Origin of the sequence: Kribbella pratensis, from assembly GCF_004365355.1 — a bacterium.
Classification (GTDB): Bacteria; Actinomycetota; Actinomycetes; order Propionibacteriales; family Kribbellaceae; genus Kribbella.
Window position 1 is genome coordinate 305,607 of the sequence record NZ_SODP01000003.1, and the last position, 16,142, is coordinate 321,748.

The following is a 16,142-nucleotide window of genomic DNA, read 5'->3' on the forward strand; positions in this document are numbered from 1 at the left end:
GCCGGAATCAGCGACCCAGGTTCAGGTCGAGGCTGCCGTGCACGACCTGCTGGTTCTGCTGGGCGACCCGGTCCAGGTAGCTGCGGGACTTGGTCACCTCGGTCTCCAGCGTGCCGATCGTGGCGGCCATGTTGTCCAGGGCCTCGACCTTGAACGTGTCGATCGCGTCCATGGTCGCGTAGATGTTCGCGAACGCGGCCTGCAGCTGCGGCAGCCCGATCGTCGCTGACGCGGCCTGCTGCTGGATCGCCACCGAGTTGTCCCGCAGCATCTGCGAGGTGCGCTCGATCATGCCGCTGGTGGTCGTGTTCAGCGCGGTGATCTGGTCCAGCACAAGCTTCTGGTTGCCCAGCGCCTGCGCCACGATGACCGCCGTACGCAGCGCCGAGACCGTGGTGGTCGAGGCGCGGTCGACGCCCTTGATCAGCTCGATGTTGTTCTTGATCACGATGTCGATGGCCAGGTAGTTCTGGATCGACACGGCCAGCTGGGTCAGGATGTCCTGGTGCTTCTGCCGGACGTAGAACAGCACGTCCTCGCGGAACGCCTTCGCCTTGTCCGGGTTCGTCGCCTCGAGCTCCGCGATCGCCGCGGACAGCCGCGCGTCGAGCCGCTCGGCGACGTACACGTACTGGTTGAGCCGGGTCATCGCGTCCCAGAGGTTCTGCTTCTCCAGGTTGAGCGCGGCGTTGTCCTTGCCGAGCTCGTCCTGGCCGTTGCGCAGGCTGTGCAGGATGCCCTCGAGGTGGCTCTGCGCGCTCTGGTACTTGCGGAAGTAGTCCTCGATCTTGTCGCCGAACGGGATCATCCCGAGCAGCTTCTTCGGCCCGGTCGCTTCCTTCGGGTCCAGGTCCTCGACCGTACGACGCAGTTCGAGCAGGGTCTTGCCGACGGTCGAGCCCTCCGACAGGCCACCGCTCTGCAGCGCCTTCACGGGCTGCTGCAGCAACCGGTTCGAGCTCTCGGCCGCGGCGCGGATGTCGACGTCACCCATGCTGCGGACGTCGCTCGCCTTCGCCGCGAACTCCGGCGACCGCGGCTCGGCCGCCATCAGCGAGGTCAGGAACGTGTCGACCTTCGCGTCCAGCCCCGGCAGCGCGGCCGGGTCGACCGCGGGCGCCATGCTGGGCGCGGCCGTCTCGGCAACAGGCTGTGACGGCGGCGGAGCGGTCAGTATGAGCCCCGGCGCGGTAGCCGTGGGCGGCTGCAACGGCGCCTGCGCCGCGGCCGCTTGAGCGGCGCCTGCTGTGTTGTCTGCCTCGGTCATCGTCGTTCCCCTCCGGTGGCCTCCGCGAAGCGTCCCCGCGCCCGCGCCCTGTCACCTCCGTGACGCGCACACAATCTAGTCGGTTCCAGGTCCCCGTGGTTGCCCTGTTGCCTACTCGTTGTTAGCTGCGGCGGTAACTAACAAAGCTGAAGCCGTCGCGGGGCTCGCGCGCGGTTTCCGACCAGTCTGCCGCGCTGATCGGCGGAAACGTAACGTCACCCTCGGGGGATTGGTCGACCTCGGTGAGTTCGAGGGCGTGGGCGCGGTCAAGGGCCTGGCGGTAGATCTCCCCGCCGCCGGCGACGTACAGGGTGCCGTCGTACTGGAGGGCATCGTCGAGGGAGTGGACCACGGCGACGCCGTCGGCGGACCAGTCGGGCTGGCGGGTGACGACGACGGTACGGCGGCCCGGTAGCGGGCGGCCGATCGAGTCGTAGGTCTTGCGGCCCATGACGAGGGTGTGGCCGAGCGTGAGCTGCTTGAACCGTTGCAGGTCTTCGCGGATGCGCCAGGGCAGGTCGTTGTCCCGCCCGATCACGCCGTTACGGCCGACCGCGGCGATCAGGATGACGCTCATACGGCGATGGGCGCCTTGATACCGGGGTGCGGGTCGTAGCCGATCAGCTCGACGTCGGCGATCTCGTAGGCATCGATCGAGTCGCGCTTGGCGAGTTGGAGCGTCGGCAGCGGACGCGGCTCGCGGGTCAGCTGCAGGCGCGCCTGGTCGAGGTGGTTCAGGTACAGGTGCGCGTCGCCGAGCGTGTGCACGAAGTCGCCGACCTCGAGCCCCGTCTGCTGCGCGACCATGTGGGTCAGCAGCGCGTACGACGCGATGTTGAACGGCACGCCCAGGAAGATGTCGGCGGACCGCTGGTACAGCTGGCAGGAGAGCCGGCCGTCCGCGACGTAGAACTGGAACATGGTGTGACACGGTGGCAACGCCATGTCGTCCACGTCGGCCACGTTCCATGCGCTGACGATGTGCCGACGGGAGTCCGGGTTGTTCTTGATCGACTCGATCACCTTGGTGATCTGGTCGATGTGGCGGCCGTCCGGGGTCGGCCAGGACCGCCACTGGTAGCCGTACACCGGGCCCAGCTCACCGTCCGCGTCGGCCCACTCGTCCCAGATCGAGATGTTGTTCTCGTGCAGCCACTTGACGTTCGTCGAGCCGCTGAGGAACCAGATCAGCTCCCCGATCACCGACCGCAGATGCAGCTTCTTCGTCGTCACCGCGGGGAAGCCCTGGGTGAGGTCGTACCGCGACTGGTAGCCGAACACACTCAACGTGCCCGTCCCGGTCCGGTCCCCCTTCTCCGCCCCGTGGTCCAGCACATGCCGAAGAAGATCCAGGTACTGCTGCATGGTGCCAACCTACAGCCCTGGCAGACTCGCGGCGTGGAACAAGTGCTGACTCTCGTGGTGCGAGTCGAGAAGAACGCGCGGCCCGCGCAGACCGATGCGCTGGAGACGGCCGCCCGCGCGGTACTCGCGATCCTCGCGGACGAGCGGTCGTACGGCGAGGGTGAGTGGGCCGAGGCGATGACGTCCTGGCAGGACAACCGCATCCGCAAGATCGTGAAGCGGGCTCGCGGGGCCGAGTGGCGCCGGGCCGAGGCGCTTCCGGGGGTCACCGTGCATGGTCACGGGGTAGGGGCCGAACAGCCGGAGACCGCGGCGGCTGAGGTGCGGGTGTTTCCGCCGGCGCCGGTCGACGACGTACCTGCTGAGATCGCCAACCTGCAGGTGAGCGGAACGGACTTCGTCGACGCGGGGGAGCTCCCCCCGGTCGAGCCCGGCGTACCTGTGCTCTGGGTGAATCCGGCGTTGGAGATGTCGAGTGGCAAGGCGATGGCGCAGTGCGGTCACGCGGCGCAGCTCGCCTGGTGGAGGCTGTCCGACGAGGACCGCAAGGAGTGGGCGGCGTCGGACTTCGCGCTGGCCGTCCGTACGGCGACGCCCGCGCGCTGGGCAAAACTACTGGCGAGCGACCTCCCGGTCGTCCAGGACGCCGGCTTCACCGAGATCGCACCCGGCTCCCGCACCGTGGTCGCCGATCACCCTCAACTCAACCGATAACCCGCCAACGTGATCCGCTCCAGGTCCGGAGCGTCGTCCGGCGGCGTCCCCTCGTAGACGAAGCCGAACAGCGCGCTCAGCGCGTCCTCGCCGAGCTCCAATGGATTGAAGTCGAACGGCTGCTTCTTCACCGCGACCGGCCGCTCGACGACGACGAACTTGGTGAATTCGGCCCAATCGGCATCGTCCTGCTCGGCGCGCTCGCCGGCCCAGTACGGCTGCTCGAACGGGAGCGGTTCGCCGATGTTCTCCAGGATCCCGTCGTCCGGTGACAGGCTGAGCGACCGCCGCAGTACGCCGTTCTCCCACACCGCATAGGCGAACCAGCCCACGACGCTGTGCATCGCATGCAGGTAGACCGTCCGTCCCTGCGCCTCGTCGACGAACCGCTGAGGCAGTTGAGAGGGGCGATCCTGGGCGGCCTCTTCGGTCAGGAGCACGGTGAGCCCTGGGTAGACCCCGGCATACACCGTGCCGTCTTCCGGGTTCGACTGGTCCGCGAGGGTGCCGTCCTGGAACGGGATCAGGCTGGCGCCCGGGTGGAGCCGTTCGACGACGGCCCGGGTGGCGGCCCGGTCGATCGGCGGGTGGTTTCGGAGTATGCCGGCGATGTCGGTGTCGGCGTACATGATCATCCAGTCCTTGGCGCCCATGCGGGACTTTCTACCGGATGACTCGGTAGTGGAGGTGGGTGACGCGGTCGCCTTGGACGATCCGGGGGTTGCCGAGGAGGACCTGCGGGCCGACGTACTCGCCGAAGAACTTGACGCCGGTGCCGAAGAGGACGGGGACCAGGTTGTAGGCGATCTCGTCGACGAGGCCGGCGGCGATTGCCTGGCCGGTGAGGTTGCCGCCGGTGATGCTGACGTCGTGGTCGCCGGCGTAGGCGCGCGCCTGGGCGATCGCTTCCTCGATGCCGTTGACGAACGTGAACGGCGCGTCCGGGAACGGCCAGTCCGTCGGCGGCTTGTGGGTGACGACGAAGACGTGCTCGCCGACCGCCGGTACGCCGTTCCACCCGTTGGTGATCTCGAACAGGCGGCGCCCGATCACGCACGAGCGGACGTTCGGCCAGGCCGCGTTGATGTAGTCGGCGCTCGCCTGGCTGAGGTGGAACGGCCGACCCGGGTCGGTCCCGTAGACCTCGACCGGGCCGTTGCCGTACCAGTCGAACAGCGGCCCGACTCCGTCCTCGGTGTCGGCGACGAACCCGTCCAGGGAGACCGCCGCGGTGGCGATGACGTTGCCCATGGCTACTACTCCTTCACGATCCGGTAGGTGAGGTGTTGCGCGCTCGGAGTGGAGACGGCCTCGGTCAGCTCGAGCTTCAGCTCGGTCGCCGGCTCGGCCGGGAACAGCCGCGTCCCGTCACCGAGTACGACGGTTGCCACGTGCAACCGCAGTACGTCGGCCAGCCCGGCCGCCAGGACCTCGTGACAGATCTGACCGCCGCCCATCACCACGACGTCCTTGCCGTCGGCAACCTCCAGCCCGCGCGTGACCGCCTCGGCGGGGCTGCCGACGAACCGGAACCGGTCGCCGAGGCGAGTCTTCTCCGGGGGAGTGTGGGTGACGACGAAGATCGGCGGATTCACCTCGCCGGTCGGCTTCGCGCCGTACCCCATCTCCTCGCTCCAGCCGCCGGGCCCGTCGATGATGTCGAACAGGTTGCGGCCCTGGACCACGGCGCCGGTCTCCTCGAAGGCTGCGTCCAGCACGGCGCGGTCCGCGTCGTTCCCGTGGAAGACCCAGTCGTGCAAGGCCATGCCGTTGTCGCCGAGCCCGTTGTCGAGACCGACGTTCGGCCCGGTGACGTAGCCGTCCAGTGAGACCGAGATGTCGACGACGACCTGGCTCATGACTTCGCCAGCAGTTCGGCGAGGCGGTCCATGGAGTCGTTGATGCCGTTCTCCATGCCGTACTCGATCGACTGGTCGCGGGCGTCGACCGACGGGAACACCGACTGCTGGTGCAGCCGTACGCCGTTGTCGGTCGGCTCGAGCGTCACCTTCTCCAGGCAGACCTCGCCCGGCGCGCCCTCCCACTCGAAGGTCTGGATGACGAGCTTGTCCTGCTCCACGGTGTGGAAGACGCCGCGGAACGCGTACTCACCGGAGTCGTCGCGGTGGATGTAGCGATACGTGCCACCGGGCCGTACGTCGTACTCCTCGACGGTCGCGTCCAGGTTGCGCGGGCCGAGCCACTCGGCGACCAGATCGGGATCCGTCATGATCTTGAACAGCTGGGCCGGCGTGGCGGCGAACTCCCGGGTCACCTCGACGAACGGGGTGCCGGCCGGGGTGTTGATGACGGTGCCAGTCATGATTCGTTCTCCTTCAACAGTGCTTCCATCCGTCGGAAGCGGCGTTCGGTTTCGAGCCGGTAGTTGTCGATCCAGCTCGTCAGGGCTTCGAGGGCGGCCGGCACCAGGTGGCACGGGCGGCGCTGGCCGTCCCGGGTCCGGGTGATCAGCCCGGCGGCCTCGAGCACCTGGATGTGCCGCGACACCGCCTGCTTGGTGATCGGGAACGGTTCGGCCAGCTCGTTCACCGTGGCCGGTCCGCGCGACAGCCGCGCGATCATCGCCCGCCGGACCGGGTCGGCGAGCGCCGCGAACGACCGGTCGAGCTGATCATCATCAACTGTCATGTTTATCAACCATTTCCTTGATCAACTGATGTGTTGAATATAGGACGAGGCTCCGCAAGCCGTCAACCCGCCAGCTTTAGCAACCTTGGTTGACACTTCGGCTTTGTCAACCTAAGTTGCTTACATGACCGAGTTGGTGGATCCCGAGGACCCGGCGGCCGGGTTGGCCGCGGTGGTGGCGTTGCGCCGGCTGGCTGACCGGCTCGAGGACAGTCAGGTGGAGCGCGCGATGCGGTCCGGCTGGAGCTGGGCCGAGGTGGCCGAGGTGCTGGGGGTCACCCGGCAGGCGGTGCACAAGAAACATGCCCGGCGGCTGCTCGCCGCCGGCGTTGCCCTGAGGAGGCGCTGATGTCGACCGATGTTCGCTCGATCCTGGTGCGGGCGGCCCGCGTCGAGGCCCGCCGCGACGGTTCCCGGACGATCGAGGCCGAGCACGTACTGCTCGCGCTGGCCGGGGAGCACGACTCTGAAGCCGCGCAGTTGCTGGCCGAGGTCGGCCTGACCGAAGATGCGATCCGCTCCGCCCTGAATCGCGAGTGGGAGCAGAGCCTGGCCGTCGCCGGGATCGAGGTCCGCACCGGATCGTTGCCAGAAGCAACACCGGAACGAGGCCGTGACCCGCAGATGGGCGAGTCGACCAAGCTCCTGCTGCACCGGGCGATGGAGGCCGCACCGAAGCCGGGCGGCGGCCGCCTCGGCCCGATGCGCATCCTGGTAGGTCTCCTCGCCACCGAACGCGGCCGCGTGGCCCGCACCCTCGATGCCGCGGGTGTGGACCGCACCGCCCTTCGCGCCAGGGCCACCGAAGCATTAGCAGCAGGCACACGCTGACGACCGCGCCGGTGCGGGGTTGTTCCAGCGGCTCGCGGTGGTCGTCGGGTGGGGGTGCGATTGCGCCGTACCTAGATCGTTTCGAAGGCGGCCATCATTGCCATGTCCTCGTGCTCGAGGTTGTGGCAGTGGATCAGGTACTTGCCTTTGTGGGCGGTGAACTTCACGAGTACCTCGACGACCTCGGCGGGACGGATGTCGACGGTGTCCTTCCAGCCGTGGTCGAACTCGGCGACCTTCGTCTTCCCGCCGCGACTCAGGACCTGGAACGGCGCGAGGTGGACATGCACCGGATGGTGCACGTCGGTGACGAAGGTCCAGATCTCATACTGATCGAGCTTCACCTGCGCCTGCATCACCGCGGGATCGAACGCCTTCCCGTTGATCGTCCACCCCGAGTGACCACCCCCGCGGCGGAAGCGCCACTCCCGACGTACGACGCCGGCCGGCCGGGGCGTCACGGCGTACGACGAGAGCTTGGCCGGGATGTTGCTCTCGTCAACGGCCTTGTGAGCGACCTTGAAGCGCATGACGTTCGAGTTGTTGTCGAGCTTGTTGACGAGTGTGACCTCGTCACCCGGCCGGTACTGCGAGAAGTCCACGATCACATCGAACCGCTCGGCCGGCGCGATCACGACGGTCTTGTGCTCGACCGGTAGGTCGAGCAGTCCACCGTCGCTGCCGATCTGGACGAACTTCGCGGGTCCGTTGCTAAAGGCAAGCTCATACCGACGGGCGTTGCTGGCGTTGAGGATGCGGAAGCGGTAGCGGACCGCGTCGACCTCGTGTACCGGCCACGGCGCGCCGTTCACCAGCGTGACGTCCGCGATCACCCCTTCCATGTACGCCGGTTCGACGCCGGGACCGTCCTTGGCGGCCGGGTACAGGAACGAGCCGTCGGCGTCGAACGCGCGGTCCGCGATGACGAGCGGGATCTCCCGATCATCCTTCGGCAGCGGGAGGTTGTCCTCTTCGTCGTCGCGGATCAGGTGCAGTCCGAACAGTCCTCGATAGACCTGCGGTGCGGTGTAGTCCATCGTGTGGTCGTGGTACCAGAGCGTCGCGGCGCGCTGGGTGTTCGGGTACGTGTACGTGCGGCGGCCCATCGTCATGTCGCCGCCGGACATCACGTGGCGTTCGGTGTGGCCGCCGTTCGCGGGCATGACGAGATCGAGCGGCCAGCCGTCGCTCGGCGCCGGCGTATGGCCGCCGTGGAGGTGGACGACGGTCGAGACATCGAGCTCGTTGACCTGCTCGACGACGGTTGTGCGACCGCTGCGTACGTCGAAGGTCGGTCCGGGGAACAGGCCGTCGTACCCCATCACTTCGGTCGTGAGACCGGGGAGGATCTCGCGGCTCGCCTTGCGCTGGACGACGCGGTAGTAGTCGGCCTTCGCGTCCGAGCGGACCGGCTTCTTGACCGGCGGGATCGGGAGCGGCACCTGGAACGGTGCGGGGAGTTTCGCCTTGCTGCGCAGGAGTTCTCCGGCCTGCGCAGGCTTTGCTTCCTGTCCGCAGCCGGACAGCGCCAGGGTCGCGCCGGCGCCGGCAACCATGAACCCGCGGCGGGACATCTTCATCGTTTCGCCTCCCGGCGACTCGTTCGGGCAGTGGAACGGAACGACCAGACCGTCATCCAGACGACGGCGGTGACGATCGCAGTGCCGAGCGGGATATGTACGGCGAAGTTCTGCGCGTAGCCGAAGATGAGTTGTACGAACTCCGCTACGAGGACTACTGCGGACGCGACGGTCGGCCAGATCCGGCCGCGGCCCGCGGTCGTGTAGCACGCGGCGACGACGGTCTGAAGGAAGGCGATCATCCAGACGGATCCGCCGATGGTGGCATGGATCTCGGTCATCGCGTCGACGTTGCCGGCCAGGAAATACCCGGCGGCGATCGGCTGCGCGATCACCAGGACCGCGTGCAGGACGAGGGTGATTCGGAGAAGCTGGAGGCTGGCGCGCGGACGGCGTACCTTGGCCGGCTGCTCGATGATGGCCGTCATGCTGCCACCCGCTGACGGTCGGTCTGGCGGCTGGTGACCCGCTGACGATTGATCCAGATCGCGAGGGCGACCGTGCTTGCGACCAGTGCGATGCCGAGCGGGATGTGGATCGCCAGCTGGCGGCTGTAGCCCATCGAGACCTGGACGACCTCGCCGACCCAGATCAACAGGCTCACCGCGGCTGCCTGCCAACGTCCGCCGCTCCGCCACCAGATCGTTGCTGCCAGCAACTGTGCGAGCCCAAGGAAGACGATCGCGAGACCGGTCGGCTCGTGCATCCGCAGGCCGGCGGGCGATCCGTCCAGGTAGATCCCCGCGAACACCGGCTGCAGACAGATCGCCACCGCATGCAGCCCGGCCACCACCCGGAGCACCGTCAAAGCCTTCATGTAGACAGACAATAGTAGTGTGGCTACATGTAGAGCAACCAGGTATCACCCGGACCCGGCCATCAGGGCAACCCCGCTGCGCCGGCAAGGGCTTCCGGTGCTTGCGATGGGGTTTTGTCGGTGTCGTCTGGCACTCTGAAGGGCGATGAACGAGCCAGAGGTGTTGCTGACCGCGCGGGCGATGGTGCTCCACGACCTCGCCGCGCGGGGCTTCGATGATGCGGTGATGGTGTCGCTGCTGGAGGATGCCGTGGCCGGTCGTCAGTGGTGGCTCGACCAGTGGCCGGACGGCGCCGAGCACATCGCCGGCCTGGTCGCCCAGGATGTCCAGGACCGCTTGGTCGACTCCGGAGTCCGCTGGCCCCGTTGCACCGCCTGCGACGACCTCCACGACCACGAACTCCGGATCGAGCCGGAGCTGGGCCCCGATCCCCACTGGGTCTGCGAACGAGCCGGCATCACAGTCGCACCACTGGGCCACCTCACCTAGTCCCTGCCGTCCACTGAGGCCTGCAAGACCGAACCCCATGGCCTGTGCGGGACGTGGGGTTCGGGGAATGGTCAGCTGACGGCGGAGCAGGTTGGGTCGAGGCGGTCGGCGAGGCGTAGTTCGTGGCGGGCGGTGGTTCGCAGTGCGGCGCTCAAGCGGGCGCGGAGTGCGAGGGGGCGGCGCGGTTCCTGGTACTCCTCCTGGGGAGCGTTCGGAAGAGCGGACTGGGCCAGGTGGCGGGCGTTCTCGACCGCGGTGTTGCCGGGGATGAAGTACGTCATGGTTCTGCTCCCTCCTGAGAGCGTGTTCGATCAGCCCGGGAACCGGTCGGTCCCAGGTAGGTGTGTGGATTTGTCAGCGCTTAGGAGCCGGTCCGCTGCTGGAGCGGACGATCAGCTGTGTCGGCATCAGTAGTTGGCGCTCGGTGGTCGACGGGTCGAGCAGGATCCGTCCGACCGCGCGTCCTTTGTCCTTGATCGGCTGGCGGACCGTGGTCAGCCCGGCAGCCTCGGCGGCCGGGATGTCGTCGAACCCGGCCAGAGTCAGATCGCGACCGGGAGTCAGCCCCCGGACCTTCATTGCTTCCATCGCGCCGAGGGCCTGGACGTCGCTCAGCCCGACGATCGCGGTGGGCCGGTCCTGCGAGTCGAGCACGTACTCCGCGCCGCGGACTCCGGACGCGAACGCGTTGTGCCCGCCGGAGACGATCCGCAGCCGCGCGTCCGGCATCGTCTTCTGCAGCCCTCGGATCCGCAGCTCGCAGTCGGTGTAGCCGACCTCGTCGAGGGTCAGCTCGACCGGGCGGCCGCCGGCGGCCTCGGCGTTGTCGACCAGTACGACCACGTCGCGGTGACCGAGCCGGGCCAGGTGCTCGCCCAGTTGTGCAGCTGCTTCGACCTCGTCGATCGCGACCCAGGACAGGTCCGGGTGGTCGCCCCGATCGGTCGAGACGGCAGGGATCCCGCGATTGGCGAGGATGTCCAGCGCCGGATGACCGCCCGGCACGCAGAAGATCGCCGCCGCGTCGATGGCTGCCTGCTGTACTGCGTTGCTCCCGCCGGCGATGTCGGTCGAACTGAGCGGCATCAGCAGCAGGCTGGTGGCGAACTCCTCCGCGACCTCGGCGAGCCCGGCCAGGAAGCCGACCGCGTACGGGTCCGAGAAGGCGTAGGCCAGCTTGTCCGTGAAGAGCACCCCGACCGCGCCGGCCTTCCCGCTGCGCAGGGCGCGGGCCGACGCGTCCGGTCCGGCATACCCGAGCTCGCGCGCGGTGGCCAGGATCCGCTCCCGGAGCGTGGTGGAGAGCTGGTCGGGCTTGTTGTACGCGTTGGAGACGGTCGACGGCGACACGCCGACGGCCTTGGCCACCGTCTTCAGCGTCACTCCGGCCATCCCGCCCACCTCTTCTGTATCGTTCTTCTAAATCGTTCTAGAAAAACGATACAGAAGGCTGGCGGCGAGTGCAACACCAATTCCCCGAAGGTGCGAGAGGATAGCGGGCATGGGTTCGTTGCTGGAGATCATCGCGCTGCATCCGGCGGATGCGGAGGCGGCGCAGGAGGGCGGGGCGGACCGGCTGGAGCTGTGCGCCGCGATGGAGGCGGACGGGTTGTGCCCGTCGGTGTCGACGGTCAGTGCGATCCGCCGCGTCACCGATCTGCCGTTGCGGGTCATGCTGCGGCTGGAGAACTCGTTCACCACCAACGGCGCCGAGCTGAACCGGCTCACCGCCATGGCGCAGTCCTACCTGTCCGCCGGTGCTGACGGGTTCGTGCTCGGCTTCCTGACTCCCGACAACCAGGTGGACGTCGAGTCGGTGTCCGCGCTGACCAGCACGTTCGCCGGGACGCCGTGGACGTTCCACCGCGCCGTAGACGCAGTGCTCGAGCAGCAGCGGGCGTGGAGCGCGCTGCGCACGCTGCCCGGTCTGGACTGCGTACTGACGGCCGGCTCGTCGATCGGTGTCAGCCACGGGCTGGACGACCTGTGCAAGCTGGCGAAGGAAGACCCGGCCGTGGCCGGCGTGATGATGGCCGGTGGCGGCCTGCAGCCGGAGCATGTCCCGTGGCTGTTCCAAAGCGGCGTACGCCGGTTCCATGTCGGTTCGTCGGTGCGCCAGGACGGCTCGTGGACGAAGGCGTACGTGAACTCCCGCTTCGTGCGTTCCTGGCGCAACCTGCTCGACGCGCAGGACGCTCGCGAATGATCCTCATCGACCCACCCGCCTGGCCGGCCTGGAACAGAGTCTGGTCCCACCTGGTCAGCGACGAGTCCTACGAGGAGCTCCACGCATTCGCGAAGGCCGCCGGCATCCCGTCCCGCGGCTTCGATCGAGACCACTACGACGTACCCAGTGACCGGTACGACGACCTGATCGCCGCCGGCGCCGTACCGGTGTCCAGCCGTGAGCTTGTCCGCCGGATCACCGCCGCGGGACTTCGGCACAGGAAACGGCCCCCGACCGAGTAGATCGGGGGCCGTTGTTCAGTCGAGCAGTTCGGTCACGGTGCCGGCGGCTACGGTGTGGCCGCCTTCGCGGACCGCGAAGCCGAGGCCGACGTTCATCGCGATGGGCTTCTCCAGCTCCACGCCGAGGTCGATCGTGTCGCCGGGCATCACCAGGGTGATCTCACCGAGGTCGATGCCGCCCGACACGTCCGTCGTGCGGAAGTAGAACTGTGGGCGGTAGTCCGCGGCGAACGGGGTGTGCCGACCACCTTCCGCCGTGGACAGTGCGTGCAGGGTCGCCCGGAACTTCCGGTGCGGCTGCACACTGCCCGGCAACGCCACCACCTGGCCGCGACGGACCTCGTCGCGCTTCACGCCACGCAGCAGCACCGCCGCGTTGTCGCCCGCGTCCGCGGACTCCAGCGACTTGCCGAACGTCTCCATACCGATCGCCGTGCTGGTGACCGTCGGACCGAGGCCGACGACCTCGACCGCGTCACCGAGCTTCAGCGAACCGCGCTCGACCGCACCGGTGACCACTGTGCCGCGGCCGCTGATGGTGAGCACGTTCTCGATCGGCATCAGGAACGGCTCGCCCAGCTCACGGTCCGGCACGGGCACGTAGCTGTCGACGGCGTCCAGCAGCTCACCGATCGCGGCGGTCCACTTCGGGTCGCCTTCCAGCGCCTTCAGACCGGACACGCGGACGACCGGTACGTCGTCGCCCGGGAAGCCGTACTCCGACAGGAGCTCACGGACCTCCAGCTCGACCAGGTCGAGCAGCTCGGGGTCGTCGACGGTGTCCGCCTTGTTCAGCGCGACCACCAGGTACGGCACGCCCACCCGGCGCGCGAGCAGCACGTGCTCCCGCGTCTGCGGCATGGCGCCGTCCTGCGCGGAGACGACCAGGATCGCGGCGTCCACCTGCGCGGCGCCGGTGATCATGTTCTTCACGTAGTCGGCGTGCCCGGGCATGTCGACGTGCGCGTAGTGCCGGGTCGCGGTCTCGTACTCGACGTGCGAGATGTTGATCGTGATCCCGCGCTGGATCTCCTCCGGCGCACGGTCGATGCCGTCGAAGGCGACGAAGCGGTTGACACTCGGGTCGCGCTCCGCGAGCACCTTGGTGATCGCGGCGGTCAGCGTGGTCTTGCCGTGGTCGACGTGACCCATCGTGCCGATGTTGAGGTGCGGCTTGGTCCGCACGAACTGGCTCTTGGCCATGAGTTTTTCCTTGTATGTCAGAGGATTCGGTGAGAGCCAGGACCCTCCGGCAAGCCCTCCAGTGCTGTCACCACACGGAGGGGGCCGGTGAGAGCCACCCTCCTCCGCGGGTCCTGCTCAGCAGGAGGAGGGTCAGCTTCGCGTGCCGGTGAAGGCTGAATCGACTGACGCCCACGTGGGAGCGCCCGTCAGGCCCTTGCCTGACAGGTCGGACTCGAAAACCACGTGGAACATGCGGATCACGGTATTGAGTAACCGTGCCCGCGGCAACAGAATTCCCCGCGCCGCGCGGGCAAAGACAAGGGAAGGAAGAAGGAGGAGGGGAGGGGCTAGTTCAGTGCGAACAGCCGGGTGCCGTCGGAGAAGACGGGGCGGGCGGCGGCCACGGTGACGGCCGGTTTGTTGCAGGTGACCTCTTCGGACTTGGCCACCGGCTGGGCGTTGACGCTGGGCAGGATCGGTCGCGGCTGGATGCCGGTGGGGCCGATCATCACGGGGGAGCAGCTGCCGTTCGGCTGCGGCATCAGCGTGACCACGCGCCCGTCCGGCAGCAGTCCGAACCCGTTCCGCGGGTACTCCGGTTGCTGCAGCTTCGGCGGCACCTGCAAGAGGTGATGCCACTGCGGCGTGCCATCAGCAGGGCTCGACGAGGACACGTCGTACGTCTGCGGCTGTCCGGGGTCGTCCCCGGTGCGGCACGTGATGAGCACCAACGACGCATGCGTGGCGGCCAGTTGTGCGTCGCAGGACGACGAGCCGAGGCGCGGCCGCGGCGTCCCGGGCACCGGCGTGGTCCAGATGATGTGGCCCTCGCCGACGTCGACACTCCACTGGTAGAGCGTCCCGCCGGCTGCCCCGGTCCAGATCAGTCCAGACACCTCACGGGTGTCCGGCACGGCGACCAGGTCCCCTACCCACGTAGACGGGTCCAGCTCTGCACTCAGCTCGATGCGGGCACCCAGATCGACCTCCCAACGCTGAGCGCCGGTCTTGAGATCCAGTCCGCGTACGACGGCACTGTTGCCGGCGCACGCGTCCACGACGACCGCCTGGTCGCCGACCAGCGCGCCCTGCGTGACGTTACAGCGCACCTGTGCCCGCCAGTGCGTCGGGCTGCTCACGCCGTGCGCCACGACGTAGTTGCCTTCAGCTACGAGCAGCTGGTTCTCGTCGACCGCCAGCGCCGTACCGTCGGTGTGAACCTCGGTCAGCACCTGCCCGCTCACCGCATCCAGTACGGCGTAGGTCGGAAGGTCGATGCCCGCGGGTTCGCGGTACTCCGAGTGGGGGAGATGCGCCGCGATCGTCCTGGTGTCCGCCGACACCAGCAGGCCCTTCGCACCACTCGATGCGGCGTCCTGTACGTCGGCGCGCGAGTAGCGCCAGCGGATCTGGCCGGTGGCCGCGTCGGACATCACCACGCCGTCCGAGCGCAGTTCGGCGACTCCACCCGCAGTACCCGTGATCGCACCGGTCGCTGGGACCTGGCGGCTCCACGCCAGCGTCCCGTCGAGCTGCACCGGCAGTTGCGTCGGCTCGATCGTGGTCGTCGTACTGACCGTGTTGGCGGTCTCCAGCCGGGCCTGCACGAACGGCTCACCGGCCGACACCACGACCCACGCCAGCAGCGCTCCGCAGATCGCGGTCGCACCCACGCCCAGCCACCGCGGAGGAGCCTGCGCGTACGGCGGTGCGAGCCGCAACCGCCTCGCCAGCGCCAACAGCGCGCCCGCGAGCACCAGCGCGACCGAAGCGAGCATCAGGTACGGCCAGCGCTCCGACATGGCCGCACCGGGCTGTGCGGCCGGCCAGCGCCACCAGCACAGACCGATCGCGACCACACCGACAACAGCGAACACAACCGCGGGAATGGTCACCAGTCGCTGCTGAGCACGCCGGAACCACGCACAGGTCAGTGCGGCCGCCACCGCCGTACCGGCGATCGGCGCCCACACCGGGAAGCCACCGACCTCGGACGGGTCGGCCGGCCACTTGGCGGCCGCACCGAGGCCGCGGCCCAGGAGGACCGAGGACGCGACGACCGCACCGAGGGCCGCACCGAAGTAGATGATCGGGATCAGCCCGCCGATCGGTCGGGCCGCCCTAGGGCCCAGGGACCCGACCTCCCGGGCCAGGTTCTCCCGGGCTGGTCGCTCCCACTCCTCATGGCCTCTCGGCGTCACGTAGAGCCGGGTGTCGCTCAGGCCCTGCAAGAACGTCATCCGGCCGCGGGCGAAGTCACGGTCCGCGATATGCGCGTACTCCTGCCGGATCCCGGCGGCGTACTCGTCGTAACGATGCTGCGGCAGGCTCAGGATCCGCAGGTCGGCGTCGCAGAGTACGGCGCCGTTGCGGTCGTCCGGTGCGCAGTCGTGCTTCGCGGTCAGCCGGACCAGGCGGCCGATCTCCTCGACCCGCGAGGCCTCGACGCCGTACGCCGCGAGCTCGAGCTCGGCCAGCTGGGCCGAGACCTCCTCGTTCTCACCGGGATCGGCCTGCGGGTCGTAGATCGCGTCGTGGAACCAGGCGGCCAGCCGGACGGTGTCCGCGTCGTCGGCGTATTCGGCCAGGTCGTCGATGGTCTCCAGCACCTCGGTCAGGTGGCGCTGGTTGTGATAGTGGCGATGTTGCTCTGCGTAACGAGCCAGCAGATCCTCGCCCAACGGCTGCGCATGCGGCAGCAGGCGATTCCACTGGTCGCGCAGGTCCATGGATAAGGAGTCTGGCACCCTATCGGAGCCTGTACCGACCGATCCG

21 protein-coding genes are annotated in these 16,142 nt (G+C 68.3%); 6 read left to right on the top strand and 15 right to left on the bottom strand.

Going from position 1 to position 16,142, the window contains the following annotated elements:
• Nucleotides 1-7: 7 nt before the first annotated feature.
• The 3 genes from EV653_RS29200 to EV653_RS29210 all read right to left on the bottom strand — a co-directional run bounded on the left by EV653_RS29200 (nt 8) and on the right by EV653_RS29210 (nt 2,632).
• Nucleotides 8-1,267, bottom strand: a complete 1,260-nt coding sequence (locus EV653_RS29200; RefSeq protein ID WP_134107413.1) for a toxic anion resistance protein — start codon at nt 1,265-1,267, stop codon at nt 8-10.
• Between the two features lie 121 nt (nt 1,268-1,388).
• Nucleotides 1,389-1,844 carry a dihydrofolate reductase gene (locus EV653_RS29205; protein WP_134107415.1) on the bottom strand — a complete coding sequence of 152 codons (456 nt, stop codon included), beginning with the start codon at nt 1,842-1,844 and terminating at the stop codon, nt 1,389-1,391.
• Nucleotides 1,841-2,632, bottom strand: a complete 792-nt coding sequence (locus EV653_RS29210) for a thymidylate synthase (RefSeq protein WP_134107417.1) — start codon at nt 2,630-2,632, stop codon at nt 1,841-1,843. The genes EV653_RS29205 and EV653_RS29210 overlap by 4 nt, the downstream gene beginning before the upstream one ends.
• Before the next feature lie 33 nt (nt 2,633-2,665).
• Between EV653_RS29210 and EV653_RS29215 the strand changes: the two genes are divergently transcribed.
• Nucleotides 2,666-3,346, top strand: a complete 681-nt coding sequence (locus tag EV653_RS29215; protein ID WP_238160518.1) for a peptidyl-tRNA hydrolase — start codon at nt 2,666-2,668, stop codon at nt 3,344-3,346.
• Here EV653_RS29215 and EV653_RS29220 read toward each other — a convergent pair.
• From EV653_RS29220 to EV653_RS29240, 5 genes are read right to left on the bottom strand one after another with little or no spacing between them, the layout of a single operon-like run.
• Entirely contained in the window at nt 3,331-3,999 is a 669-nt protein-coding gene (locus EV653_RS29220) for a DUF6928 family protein (RefSeq protein WP_134107421.1), read from the bottom strand. The two genes, EV653_RS29215 and EV653_RS29220, sit on opposite strands and share 16 nt — an antisense overlap.
• Nucleotides 4,000-4,009: 10 nt before the next feature.
• Entirely contained in the window at nt 4,010-4,597 is a 588-nt protein-coding gene (locus EV653_RS29225) for a dihydrofolate reductase family protein (protein ID WP_134107423.1), read from the bottom strand.
• Nucleotides 4,598-4,602: 5 nt separating this feature from the next.
• Nucleotides 4,603-5,205, bottom strand: a complete 603-nt coding sequence (locus EV653_RS29230) for a dihydrofolate reductase family protein (RefSeq protein ID WP_134107425.1) — start codon at nt 5,203-5,205, stop codon at nt 4,603-4,605.
• Nucleotides 5,202-5,669 carry an SRPBCC domain-containing protein gene (locus tag EV653_RS29235; RefSeq protein WP_134107427.1) on the bottom strand — a complete coding sequence of 156 codons (468 nt, stop codon included), beginning with the start codon at nt 5,667-5,669 and terminating at the stop codon, nt 5,202-5,204. The genes EV653_RS29230 and EV653_RS29235 overlap by 4 nt, the downstream gene beginning before the upstream one ends.
• Nucleotides 5,666-5,995, bottom strand: coding sequence for an ArsR/SmtB family transcription factor (locus EV653_RS29240; protein WP_134107429.1), 330 nt, complete (start codon nt 5,993-5,995; stop codon nt 5,666-5,668). Before EV653_RS29240 ends, EV653_RS29235 begins: the two co-directional genes overlap by 4 nt.
• Before the next feature lie 124 nt (nt 5,996-6,119).
• Here EV653_RS29240 and EV653_RS29245 point away from each other — a divergent pair, with 124 nt between their 5' ends.
• Entirely contained in the window at nt 6,120-6,344 is a 225-nt protein-coding gene (locus EV653_RS29245) for a hypothetical protein (RefSeq protein ID WP_130441176.1), read from the top strand.
• Entirely contained in the window at nt 6,344-6,826 is a 483-nt protein-coding gene (locus tag EV653_RS29250) for a Clp protease N-terminal domain-containing protein (RefSeq protein WP_134107431.1), read from the top strand. The genes EV653_RS29245 and EV653_RS29250 overlap by 1 nt, the downstream gene beginning before the upstream one ends.
• Nucleotides 6,827-6,897: 71 nt before the next feature.
• Here EV653_RS29250 and EV653_RS29255 read toward each other — a convergent pair whose 3' ends face one another.
• From EV653_RS29255 to EV653_RS29265, 3 genes are read right to left on the bottom strand one after another with little or no spacing between them, the layout of a single operon-like run.
• A complete protein-coding gene (locus EV653_RS29255) occupies nt 6,898-8,406 on the bottom strand; it encodes a multicopper oxidase family protein (RefSeq protein ID WP_134107433.1) in 1,509 nt (502 codons plus the stop codon).
• The gene (locus EV653_RS29260) at nt 8,403-8,834 is read right to left on the bottom strand and encodes a hypothetical protein (protein ID WP_134107435.1); all 432 of its coding nucleotides are present in this window, start codon (nt 8,832-8,834) and stop codon (nt 8,403-8,405) included. The genes EV653_RS29255 and EV653_RS29260 overlap by 4 nt, the downstream gene beginning before the upstream one ends.
• Nucleotides 8,831-9,223 (bottom strand): hypothetical protein, encoded by a 393-nt coding sequence (locus tag EV653_RS29265; RefSeq protein WP_202871885.1) that lies wholly within the window; start codon nt 9,221-9,223, stop codon nt 8,831-8,833. Before EV653_RS29265 ends, EV653_RS29260 begins: the two co-directional genes overlap by 4 nt.
• Nucleotides 9,224-9,368: 145 nt before the next feature.
• Here EV653_RS29265 and EV653_RS29270 point away from each other — a divergent pair, with 145 nt between their 5' ends.
• A complete protein-coding gene (locus tag EV653_RS29270) occupies nt 9,369-9,713 on the top strand; it encodes a hypothetical protein (protein ID WP_134107437.1) in 345 nt (114 codons plus the stop codon).
• Between the two features lie 71 nt (nt 9,714-9,784).
• On the opposite strand, the gene EV653_RS29275 is transcribed toward EV653_RS29270, so the two are convergent.
• On the bottom strand, nt 9,785-9,994 hold the full coding sequence (locus tag EV653_RS29275; protein WP_134107439.1) for a hypothetical protein: 210 nt from the start codon (nt 9,992-9,994) through the stop codon (nt 9,785-9,787).
• A 73-nt stretch (nt 9,995-10,067) separates the two neighbouring features.
• Nucleotides 10,068-11,105, bottom strand: a complete 1,038-nt coding sequence (locus EV653_RS29280; protein WP_134107441.1) for a LacI family DNA-binding transcriptional regulator — start codon at nt 11,103-11,105, stop codon at nt 10,068-10,070.
• 109 nt (nt 11,106-11,214) lie between these two features.
• Between EV653_RS29280 and EV653_RS29285 the strand changes: the two genes are divergently transcribed.
• Both EV653_RS29285 and EV653_RS29290 read left to right on the top strand, forming a co-directional pair.
• Nucleotides 11,215-11,919, top strand: coding sequence for a copper homeostasis protein CutC (locus EV653_RS29285; RefSeq protein WP_134107443.1), 705 nt, complete (start codon nt 11,215-11,217; stop codon nt 11,917-11,919).
• The gene (locus tag EV653_RS29290) at nt 11,916-12,182 is read left to right on the top strand and encodes a DUF4031 domain-containing protein (RefSeq protein WP_134107446.1); all 267 of its coding nucleotides are present in this window, start codon (nt 11,916-11,918) and stop codon (nt 12,180-12,182) included. The genes EV653_RS29285 and EV653_RS29290 overlap by 4 nt, the downstream gene beginning before the upstream one ends.
• Nucleotides 12,183-12,197: 15 nt before the next feature.
• On the opposite strand, the gene tuf is transcribed toward EV653_RS29290, so the two are convergent.
• Both tuf and EV653_RS29300 read right to left on the bottom strand, forming a co-directional pair.
• Nucleotides 12,198-13,385 carry an elongation factor Tu gene (gene tuf / locus EV653_RS29295; RefSeq protein ID WP_134107448.1) on the bottom strand — a complete coding sequence of 396 codons (1,188 nt, stop codon included), beginning with the start codon at nt 13,383-13,385 and terminating at the stop codon, nt 12,198-12,200.
• Nucleotides 13,386-13,714: 329 nt separating this feature from the next.
• Entirely contained in the window at nt 13,715-16,096 is a 2,382-nt protein-coding gene (locus EV653_RS29300) for a hypothetical protein (RefSeq protein WP_134107450.1), read from the bottom strand.
• Nucleotides 16,097-16,142 lie beyond the last annotated feature (46 nt).

Coding starts and splice junctions, on each gene's coding strand:
- EV653_RS29200 (WP_134107413.1), bottom strand. CDS start 1,267: ATGACCGAGGCAGACAACACAGCAGGCGCCGCTCAAGCGGCCGCGGCG.
- EV653_RS29205 (WP_134107415.1), bottom strand. CDS start 1,844: ATGAGCGTCATCCTGATCGCCGCGGTCGGCCGTAACGGCGTGATCGGG.
- EV653_RS29210 (WP_134107417.1), bottom strand. CDS start 2,632: ATGCAGCAGTACCTGGATCTTCTTCGGCATGTGCTGGACCACGGGGCG.
- EV653_RS29220 (WP_134107421.1), bottom strand. CDS start 3,999: ATGGGCGCCAAGGACTGGATGATCATGTACGCCGACACCGACATCGCC.
- EV653_RS29225 (WP_134107423.1), bottom strand. CDS start 4,597: ATGGGCAACGTCATCGCCACCGCGGCGGTCTCCCTGGACGGGTTCGTC.
- EV653_RS29230 (WP_134107425.1), bottom strand. CDS start 5,205: ATGAGCCAGGTCGTCGTCGACATCTCGGTCTCACTGGACGGCTACGTC.
- EV653_RS29235 (WP_134107427.1), bottom strand. CDS start 5,669: ATGACTGGCACCGTCATCAACACCCCGGCCGGCACCCCGTTCGTCGAG.
- EV653_RS29240 (WP_134107429.1), bottom strand. CDS start 5,995: ATGACAGTTGATGATGATCAGCTCGACCGGTCGTTCGCGGCGCTCGCC.
- EV653_RS29245 (WP_130441176.1), top strand. CDS start 6,120: ATGACCGAGTTGGTGGATCCCGAGGACCCGGCGGCCGGGTTGGCCGCG.
- EV653_RS29250 (WP_134107431.1), top strand. CDS start 6,344: ATGTCGACCGATGTTCGCTCGATCCTGGTGCGGGCGGCCCGCGTCGAG.
- EV653_RS29255 (WP_134107433.1), bottom strand. CDS start 8,406: ATGAAGATGTCCCGCCGCGGGTTCATGGTTGCCGGCGCCGGCGCGACC.
- EV653_RS29260 (WP_134107435.1), bottom strand. CDS start 8,834: ATGACGGCCATCATCGAGCAGCCGGCCAAGGTACGCCGTCCGCGCGCC.
- EV653_RS29265 (WP_202871885.1), bottom strand. CDS start 9,223: ATGAAGGCTTTGACGGTGCTCCGGGTGGTGGCCGGGCTGCATGCGGTG.
- EV653_RS29270 (WP_134107437.1), top strand. CDS start 9,369: ATGAACGAGCCAGAGGTGTTGCTGACCGCGCGGGCGATGGTGCTCCAC.
- EV653_RS29275 (WP_134107439.1), bottom strand. CDS start 9,994: ATGACGTACTTCATCCCCGGCAACACCGCGGTCGAGAACGCCCGCCAC.
- EV653_RS29280 (WP_134107441.1), bottom strand. CDS start 11,105: ATGGCCGGAGTGACGCTGAAGACGGTGGCCAAGGCCGTCGGCGTGTCG.
- EV653_RS29285 (WP_134107443.1), top strand. CDS start 11,215: ATGGGTTCGTTGCTGGAGATCATCGCGCTGCATCCGGCGGATGCGGAG.
- EV653_RS29290 (WP_134107446.1), top strand. CDS start 11,916: ATGATCCTCATCGACCCACCCGCCTGGCCGGCCTGGAACAGAGTCTGG.
- tuf (WP_134107448.1), bottom strand. CDS start 13,385: ATGGCCAAGAGCCAGTTCGTGCGGACCAAGCCGCACCTCAACATCGGC.
- EV653_RS29300 (WP_134107450.1), bottom strand. CDS start 16,096: ATGGACCTGCGCGACCAGTGGAATCGCCTGCTGCCGCATGCGCAGCCG.